This is a genomic window from Pseudomonas sp. GL-RE-26 (assembly GCF_019956275.1).
Classification (GTDB): Bacteria; Pseudomonadota; Gammaproteobacteria; order Pseudomonadales; family Pseudomonadaceae; genus Aquipseudomonas; species Aquipseudomonas grandcourensis.
Genome location: NZ_JAHBDI010000061.1, coordinates 1 through 8,913 on the forward strand (window position 1 = coordinate 1; position 8,913 = coordinate 8,913).

The following is an 8,913-nucleotide window of genomic DNA, read 5'->3' on the forward strand; positions in this document are numbered from 1 at the left end:
CAGCAAGAAGTGGACGATGCCGATCCGGGACTGGAAAGCGGCCTTGAATCGCTTCAGTATCCAGTTCGAAGATCGTCTGTTAACGGTTTAATAAAAATCCCGTTTACACAAAATCTAGGACACCCTCCACCGCCTTGCGTCGTTGCCTACAACTACGCCAGAATCCGCCGGCTTGTGAGTCTTGGCCATGATCTCTAACGTTCTCCGTGTCGCTGTCCATGCAGCGATCGGGTTTAGCAGCTCGGTAAATTTCAAGGCTCGCCAGTGTCACCTCAAGATCATTTCGGTCTGCAATTTGGTGGCTGTGCGTGGGGCACTTCGGTGCGCCGGGTTCCTTGATCCCTGGTCTGCTAACCCGCGTACAGCCGCCACCCAATTCGTTTAGCAGCGACCTGTGGCGGCTCCATTGATCAAGGAGCTTGACCATGTGCAAACCAACCCCCAATCCCCCGCAATCCGACGACGTTTCCCCCTACGACTCGCTCGACTCCAGAAAGCTCCACGAAGCCGCCGACCGCGCGCTGGATCACTACCTAAACCCCGCAAAAGATCCGGCTCCATCGCACAAACCCAGCACGATGTTTGTCATCGCCCCCGACATCAACACCGAAACGCTATTGGCCCACGCCTGCGAATCCCTGGCCTCGGCCAGCATCATGGCCAGCGACCTTGCGGGATTTCTGCAAAGCCCTCATCGCAACGCGCTGTTGGGCATTGCGCAGATCATCATGTTGGGCGAACTGGCGGTGAATCGGGCGCTGGATAATATCGATCCGCAAGACTAACCACTGATCCCTGTGGCGAGGGGGCTTGCCCCCGTTCGGCTGCGCAGCAGTCGTAGAACCGGTTAACACGGTTTGCCTGAAGCATCACGGTTGCTGGATTTAGGGCCGCTTCGCAGCCCAGCGGGGGCAAGCCCCCTCGCCACAGGGACTGCGCTTTGCAGGTGAATTGCGCATCTTTGTCGCACCCGCAAACAGAGCACGTACATTCAATTTTTCCTCCCCCCGTCCCGGCACTATCGAATCCAGTCCCGGCGCATCGACGCCGGTGGTTTTTCATTTGTGCGGGTGGGCCATGGACGCTTCGCGACGTGATGATCGGGCGCAAGACTGGGGGCTGCTGTTCCTGCGGGTCAGCGGCGGGTTGTTCCTGTTGTGGGTGCACGGTTTGCCCAAGCTGCTTCACTACAGTACCGAGCTGCAAAACATCGAAGACCCTTTCCACCTGGGCGCGAACCTGACGCTGCTGCTGGCGATTTTCGCCGAGGTGGTGTGCCCGCTGCTGATCGTCGCCGGGATGCTGGCGCGTCTGGCATGTTTGCCTATTCTGTTTTTGCTGTGGGTGTCGATGTTGATCGTGCATCCACAGTGGACGCTCTTCGAAGGCCAGTTCGGCTGGCTGTTGCTGATCGTGTTCACCAGCATTTTCATCGCCGGGCCGGGACGGCTGGCGCTCAATGTCCGTTTTGCCGGAGCCTTGCGTTATGTCTGATCTCAATCGCCGTGAGCCGGCCAGTCCCGGGCCTGATGAGGTGGTGACCCTGATCGTCAAACACCGGGTCAAGGCCGGTTTCGAAGTGCCCTATGAAGCCTGGCTACGCAACATCGTCAAGGTGGCCGCGCAGAACGTCGGGCACCTGGGTGTGGATGTGGTGCGTGGCAAGAATGCCGGCCTCGACACTTACACCTGCGTGCTGCGCTTTTGCTCGACCGAGGCGATGCAGCGCTGGCTCGACTCACCGCAACGCCAGGAACTGGTCAACGAAGCCGCGCCGATGCTGGCCGATGGTGACCAGACCGAAGTCAATCCGGTCAACGAGTTCTGGTTCTCGCCCCAGGCCGAAGCCGGTACGCCACCGCCGCGCTGGAAGCAGGCCGTGGTGACTCTGTTGGTGATCCTGCCGCACACCTTGTTAGTGCCGCTGCTCTGGGGGCCGCTGCTTCAGCTCAATGCATTTCTCTCCAACTACGTGGTTGCCACGTTCCTGATCACCCTGACCATCGTGCTGTCGGTGGTTTACATCTTCATGCCCATGGCGACGCGCCTGTTCGCGCCCTGGCTGTCTCCCGCTACTTTGCACGAGGAACCGTGATGAACGCCGATCTGATTCTGTTCAATGGTCAATTCCATACCGTTGACCGCGAAAAACCGCTCGCCAGCGCCGTGGCGATCAGCGACGGGCGTTTTATCGCGGTCGGCAGTGATGCCCAAGCCATGGCCCTGCGTGGTTCAGGTACACAAGTGGTCGACCTCAAGGGCCGCTGCGTGATTCCCGGGCTCAACGACTCGCACCTGCACCTGATCCGTGGCGGCCTGAACTACAACCTCGAACTGCGTTGGGAAGGCGTGCCGTCCCTGGCCGATGCCTTGCGCATGCTCAAGGATCAGGCCGACCGCACGCCGACGCCGCAGTGGGTGCGGGTGGTCGGTGGCTGGAACGAATTCCAGTTCGCCGAGAAGCGTATGCCGACCCTGGCCGAGCTCAATCAGGCGGCACCGGACACGCCGGTGTTCGTGCTGCACCTGTACGACCGCGCCTTGCTCAACCGTGCCGCGTTGCGCGTCGCCGGTTACACCCGCGACACGCCGAACCCGCCGGGTGGCGAGATCGTGCGTGACGCCAACGGCGAGCCGACCGGCATGCTGGTGGCGCGGCCCAACGCGATGATTCTGTACTCGACGCTGGCCAAGGGGCCGAAGCTGCCACTGGAGTATCAGGTCAACTCGACCCGTCAGTTCATGCGCGAACTCAATCGCCTGGGCCTGACCAGTGCCATCGATGCCGGCGGCGGTTTCCAGAATTACCCGGACGATTACCAGGTGATCGAACAGTTGGCGAAGGATGAGCAACTGACCGTGCGCATCGCCTACAACCTGTTCACCCAGAAGCCCAAGGAAGAGTTGACCGACTTCAAGAACTGGACCGGCAGCGTGAAGCTGCACCAGGGCGACGATTTCCTGCGGCACAACGGCGCCGGGGAAATGCTGGTGTTCTCGGCGGCGGACTTCGAAGACTTCCTCGAACCGCGCCCGGACCTGCCGCAAACCATGGAAGCCGAACTGGAGCCGGTAGTGCGCCATCTGGTGGAGCAACGCTGGCCGTTCCGTTTGCACGCCACCTACAACGAATCCATCAGCCGCATGCTCGACGTGTTCGAGAAGGTCAATCGCGACATTCCGTTCAACGGCTTGCCGTGGTTTTTCGACCACGCCGAAACCATCACCCCGCAGAACATCGAGCGGGTGAGGGCGCTGGGTGGCGGCATTGCGATTCAGGATCGCATGGCGTTCCAGGGTGAATATTTCGTCGAGCGTTACGGCGCCAAAGCGGCCGAAGCCACTCCACCGATCAAACGCATGCTGGCCGAGGGCGTACCGGTGGGCGCCGGTACCGACGCGACGCGGGTGTCGAGCTACAACCCGTGGACCTCGCTGTACTGGATGGTCAGTGGTCGCACCGTCGGCGGCATGGAGTTGCACGCCGAAGGCCTTTCACGCCTGACTGCTCTGGAACTGTTCACCCACGGCAGCGCCTGGTTCTCGTCGGAGCAAGGCAAGAAGGGCCAGATCAAGGTCGGGCAATTGGCCGACGTTGCAGCCCTCAGCGCGGACTTTTTCAGCGTCGATGAAGAGGCGATCAAGTGGATCGAGTCGGTGTTGACCGTGGTCGGCGGCAAGGTGGTGTACGGCGCCGGTGACTTCGAGAAGCTCGGGCCGGCCAGCGTGCCGGTGCTGCCGGACTGGTCGCCGGTGGTGAAGGTGCCGGGCCACTGGCGCCCGACGTCGCCGATGCAGGCTCAGGCTCACCATTGCAGCGGCCCGTGTGCGGTGCACTCCCACAGTCATGAACGGGCGCGCCTGTCGAATGCGCCGGTCAGCGATTTCGCCGGTTTCTGGGGCGCCTTTGGCTGTTCGTGTTTTGCCTTCTGACGAATTCAAAAAAAACGCCGGCCCAACAGGTCGGCGCTGACTGCGACAACCATCCATCAAGGAGTTTCCAATGAGCAACGTTCCGTACAAACGCCTGAACAAAGACGATGCCGTGGTATTGCTGGTCGACCACCAGACCGGTCTGATCTCGCTGGTACAGGATTTCTCGCCCAACGAGTTCAAGAACAACGTGCTGGCGCTGGGCGACATCGCCAAGTTCTTCAAACTGCCGACCATCCTCACCACCAGTTTTGACAGCGGCCCGAACGGTCCGATCGTGCCGGAGCTCAAGGCGCAGTTCCCGGACGCGCCATTCATTGCACGCCCGGGCCAGATCAACGCCTGGGACAACGAAGACTTCGTCAAGGCGATCAAGGCCACCGGTCGCAAGCAACTGATCATCGCCGGTGTGGTGACTGACGTGTGCGTGGCGTTCCCGACCCTGTCGGCCATTGCCGAGGGCTTTGAGGTGTTTGTGGTGACCGACGCTTCCGGCACCTTCAACACCACCGTGCAACAAGCGGCCTGGGCACGCATGTCGGCCGCTGGTGCGCACCTGCTGAACTGGTTCTCGGTAGCCTGCGAGCTGCAAGGTGACTGGCGCAATGACATGGAAGGCCTGGCCAACCTGCTGTCGGAACGCCTGCCGAACTATCGCAATCTGATCAACAGCTACACCAAATTTACTGCCAGGTAAGCACGCTGCACTTGTAGGAGCGAGCCTGCTCGCGATTGCGGTCTGCCATTCAATATCGATGTTGGCTGATCCACCGCTATCGCGAGCAGGCTCGCTCCTACAGGGCTTTGTGTGATCTGTTGATCAGCGGTTCTGCAACCAACTCAAAAACCCACCTTTCCTGACCGCCACCGGTTTGGCCATCAACGCCATCCGGCTGTTCTGCTGGCGCACCGCCTGCAGCTTGTTCAACGCCCGGTCGACTTCCCGTCGTTGCTCCATGCAACTGCGGGTCAGGGATTTGTCGAGGCGGTAGATGATGCTTGAAGTCATGGCGGTGAACCGTGCCTGGGACGGCGTGTCGGCGAGGATGCTTTGTTCGCCCATGACTTCGCTCGGCCCCATGCGCCCGGCTTCGATCTGCGTGCTGCCATCGGGCACGGTGGCACTGACCACGCCGGTGGCAATGACGAACAGGCTGTCCGGTACTTCTTCCAGATCCAGCACCACGTCACCGGCCGCGTATTGCTGCGCCACCATGTTCTGGGCCAGGCGATCACGTTCCTCAGCGCTCAGGGAACGGAAGATTTTCACTTCATCGAGCAAGGCCCGTGCGCGGGTCGACGGCTCGATCACACCATTGGGTTGCCGGGAAATACCAGCCGCTTCGAGGTGCCGATGGGCCAGGTCGAACAGTTGATTACGCACTTCACCCTTTTTGCCCAGTTCGGCGATGAAGCCGCTGGCCACGTATTCGGACATGGTTTCGCCGGCTTCCTTGAGCACGGCTTTCGGCGCCGGATCGAGCAACAGACTGCTGCTGCCCTGAAGGGTGCGGTCCAGGGCATCGAGGACCCGACGCGGACGGATGTGGTTCGGCACCTGAATGCTGATCGACACGCCGTGAATATTGGTCGGGCGGCTGAGGTTGACGATCTTCGCCTTGGCCGCCACCGAGTTCGGCACCACCGCAGTGCTGCCGGCGCTGGTCAGCAGGTGGGTGGCGCGCCAGTCGATGTCCAGCACCTTGCCTTCGACACCGTCAATGGAAACCCAGTCATCGACCTGGTACGGCTTGGTGGTGTTGAGCACGATGCCGGAGAACACGTCGCTCAAGGTGCTCTGCAATGCCAGACCCACCACGATGGCGACGACGCCGGAGGTCGCCAGCAAACCTTTCACCGGCAGCTCCAGCACGTAGCCGGCGGCGGCCACTACGGCAATCAGGAACACCAGTGCGCCGATGACATCCTGCAACAGCCGGCCGCTGTGGCCGATGCGCCGCATCAGGGCCAGGCCGATCACTTCGGTGAGCCCCCGCGCGGCGTACAGCCACCAGAGAATCCCCAGTGCCGTGGCTCCCAACTGCGCCACGCGATCATCGGCAAACAAGGGCGCCTGCAACGGGCTGACGCCGGCGTTGATGAGCACCGCGCTGAACAGCACAAACAGCGCCAGGCGCACACCGACCCGGCTGACGCGATGCTTGAATGGCGCGAGGTGCCAGAGCAGGGTGTCGATGGCCAGCAGCAGGGTGCTCAGGGAGAGCAGGTGACCGAGGAGAAAGGACATGGGGATGCTCCGGGAGAAATGAGGTCGCGCAGGTGAAGAGCGTTTTTGTGGCGAGGGAGCTTGCTCCCGCTTGAGTGCGGAGCACTCACAAAGTCGGCATTGACTGCTTGGATTTTGGGGCCGCTACGCAGCCCAGCGGGAGCAAGCTCCCTCGCCACAAAAAACAGTGTCGCCACACGCCGCTGTGTGGCGATTCTGGTTGGTCTCACTGCAAATGAGTCTTGAGCTCCAGCGCAGCCTGGCGCACCGCCGCCTTCACTTCAGGAATCTGGCTCAGCGGATTGAGCAGGCCGAAGTCGTGGATCATGCCGTTGTAGCGTACCGAGGTCACCGGCACGCCTGCCGCGTCGAGGTGGCGGGCGTAACCTTCGCCTTCGTCGCGCAGCACGTCGAACTCGGCGGTCTGCACCAATGCGGCCGGCAAGCCTTTGAGCTGTTCGGTGCTGGCGTTGAGCGGCGAGGCATGAATCTGCGCACGCTCGCCAGCGTCGGTGGTGTAGTTGTCCCAGAACCACTTCATCATGTTTTGCGTCAGGAAGTGGCCTTCGGCAAATTGCTGGTACGACGCGTTATCGAACTGTGCGTTGGTCACCGGCCACATCAGCAGTTGAAAACGCAGGGCCGGGGCTTTCTGTTCCTTGGCCATCAAGGCCACGACCGCCGCCATGTTGCCGCCGACGCTGTTGCCGGCCACCGCCAGGCGCTTGCCGTCGACGTTGATCTGCTGGCCGTGTTCGGCCACCCAGCGGGTCGCGGCATAGGCCTGGTTGATCGCGGTCGGGTAATGCGCTTCCGGCGACGGCGTGTAGTCGACGTACACCGCGACCGCGCCGGAACCCACCACCAGGTCACGGATCAGGCGCTGGTGAGTCGGGAAATCCCCCAGCACCCAACCGCCGCCGTGGAAAAACATGAACACCGGCAGTTCACCTTTGACCTTGGCCGGTCGCACCACTTTGAGGTTGATCGTCTGACCGTCAACCTTGATTGCCTTGTCGCTGACTTCCACGCCGGACAGGTCAACTTTCACCGACGCCTGGGCACCGGTCAGCACCCCGCGGGCGTCTTTCGGGCTCAGTTGTTCAAGCGGTTTGCCACCACCGGCGGCGAGGGCTTCGAGGAAGGCTTGGGTGTTGTGTTCGACACCCGGGCTGCCTGCGGCAAAAGCGTTGCCGACGGCGAGGGCGAGGAGGGATGCAGTCAGGGTTTTCTGGACGAGGTTCATGGGTAAATCCTTTTTAACCGATGGCGTTGAGAGTCTTGGGATGAGGTCGCTGCCAGTTCTGTGATTCAGGCTTGAGCAACACCGTGAACACAGATTAATAGGATGCCTGGAAGGGAAAAAGCGGCTATAAAGTGTTTGACTGTCAACCGGGAAGTGACAATGAACCCCTTTGAAGATATGCGTATTTTTTGCCAGGTCATGGACGCCGGCAGCTTCACGGCAGCCGCCGATCAACTTGGGCTGTCCAAGCAGTTTGTCAGCCGCCGCTTGATGCAGCTCGAAGAGCGCCTGGGCGTGCGCTTGCTCAATCGCTCGACCCGGAGACTGGATGTCACGCCGCTGGGGCAGAGCTATTACGAATCAGCCCTGCGCCTGCTCAGCGAAGTTGAGCAAGTGGAGCAGGGCATCGCCGGCCAGACCACCGAGCCACGGGGGACCATTCGTGTGAGTGCGCCGCTGTCGTTCGCACTGGCGCATCTGGGGTGCCTGTTGCCGGTGTTTTTGCAGCGCTATCGCGACGTGACGGTGGAGGTGGATTTGAGCGATCGGCCCGTGGATTTGCTCGGTGAGGGCTACGACCTGGCGCTGCGCATCGGCACACTGGAAGACTCGACACTGATCGCCCGACGCATTGCCTCCATTGAACGGGTGTACTGCGCAAGCCCCGCGTACCTGACCGAACGCGGCACACCGCTCAAGCCAGAAGATTTGCACGGTCACGACTGCCTGCCGTACGGCCATGGTCGACAGGTGCAATGGCGTTTTGCGGGGCAGGGCAAGCCATTGAGCGTCAATGTCAGCGGGCGGATGCGGGTCAACAACGGTGAATTGCTCAAGGACGCGGCGATCGCCGGGCTGGGGATCACGTATTTGCCTACGTTCATTGTCGGCTCGGCACTCAAGGATGGAAGGCTGGTGGAAGTGCTGGAAGATTTGCGGCCGGAGCCGCTCACGTTGTCGGCGGTCTATCCGCAACACCGGCAGAGTTCGCGGCCGGTGCAGGCGCTGGTTGAGTTCTTGCGCGAGGAACTGGATCAGTCTGAGGGTGGGTTGTAAGGAGAGGGTTCATACAATCAATTGTGGGAGCGGGCAAGTCGGATCGCCGCACCGCCGCTCCCACAGGGTTTTGTGTTGTATGGGAATCAGCGTAAATCAGCTCCTTTTGTCATCACCGGGCTCGGCATGGACACCGCGATCATCGCCAGGCTCGCCATTGGCATGGACACCACGGTCATCGCCAGGCTCGCCATTGGCATGGACACCACGGTCATCGCCAGGCTCGCCATTGGCATGGACACCACGATCATCGCCAGGCTCGCCATTGGCATGGACACCACGGTCATCCCCGGGTTCATCATGGGTGCCGCTGCGTCCTGAGGACGAGGCCGTTCCGGAGTGGCTCGAACCGCTGTTGGCACTGCCATGGCCACTGTTGCTGCCATGGTCGCCACTATGACCGCTGCCGCTGTTGCCACCACCACCGCTACCACCGCCGCCTCCGCTGCCG

General features: G+C 61.5%; 8 protein-coding genes and 1 pseudogene. 6 read left to right on the forward strand and 3 right to left on the reverse strand.

The genetic code is table 11. The features are described 5' to 3' along the window. Nucleotides 1-425 precede the first annotated feature (425 nt). From KGB07_RS25465 to ycaC, 5 genes are all read left to right on the forward strand, one after another. Nucleotides 426-785, forward strand: a complete 360-nt coding sequence (locus KGB07_RS25465; RefSeq protein WP_046043444.1) for a DUF6124 family protein — start codon at nucleotides 426-428, stop codon at nucleotides 783-785. Between the two features lie 292 nt (nucleotides 786-1,077). After that, nucleotides 1,078-1,494, forward strand: coding sequence for a DoxX family protein (locus KGB07_RS25470; RefSeq protein WP_046043445.1), 417 nt, complete (start codon nucleotides 1,078-1,080; stop codon nucleotides 1,492-1,494). Further along, complete coding sequence (locus KGB07_RS25475) at nucleotides 1,487-2,095, forward strand: antibiotic biosynthesis monooxygenase (protein ID WP_223466899.1); 609 nt, start codon at nucleotides 1,487-1,489, stop codon at nucleotides 2,093-2,095. The genes KGB07_RS25470 and KGB07_RS25475 overlap by 8 nt, the downstream gene beginning before the upstream one ends. Further along, nucleotides 2,095-3,933, forward strand: coding sequence for an amidohydrolase (locus tag KGB07_RS25480; protein ID WP_223466900.1), 1,839 nt, complete (start codon nucleotides 2,095-2,097; stop codon nucleotides 3,931-3,933). Before KGB07_RS25475 ends, KGB07_RS25480 begins: the two co-directional genes overlap by 1 nt. A 70-nt stretch (nucleotides 3,934-4,003) precedes the next feature. After that, nucleotides 4,004-4,630 (forward strand): isochorismate family cysteine hydrolase YcaC, encoded by a 627-nt coding sequence (gene ycaC, locus KGB07_RS25485; protein WP_046043449.1) that lies wholly within the window; start codon nucleotides 4,004-4,006, stop codon nucleotides 4,628-4,630. 123 nt (nucleotides 4,631-4,753) lie between these two features. Here ycaC and KGB07_RS25490 read toward each other — a convergent pair whose 3' ends face one another. After that, complete coding sequence (locus KGB07_RS25490; protein ID WP_046043451.1) at nucleotides 4,754-6,181, reverse strand: mechanosensitive ion channel family protein; 1,428 nt, start codon at nucleotides 6,179-6,181, stop codon at nucleotides 4,754-4,756. A 205-nt stretch (nucleotides 6,182-6,386) separates the two neighbouring features. Further along, on the reverse strand, nucleotides 6,387-7,406 hold the full coding sequence (locus KGB07_RS25495; RefSeq protein ID WP_046043452.1) for an alpha/beta hydrolase: 1,020 nt from the start codon (nucleotides 7,404-7,406) through the stop codon (nucleotides 6,387-6,389). Nucleotides 7,407-7,565: 159 nt separating this feature from the next. Between KGB07_RS25495 and KGB07_RS25500 the strand changes: the two genes are divergently transcribed. Further along, complete coding sequence (locus tag KGB07_RS25500; protein WP_046043454.1) at nucleotides 7,566-8,462, forward strand: LysR family transcriptional regulator; 897 nt, start codon at nucleotides 7,566-7,568, stop codon at nucleotides 8,460-8,462. 96 nt (nucleotides 8,463-8,558) lie between these two features. On the opposite strand, the pseudogene KGB07_RS25505 reads toward KGB07_RS25500, so the two are convergent. Beyond that, a pseudogene (locus KGB07_RS25505) lies at nucleotides 8,559-8,913 on the reverse strand (hypothetical protein); the annotation flags it as partial.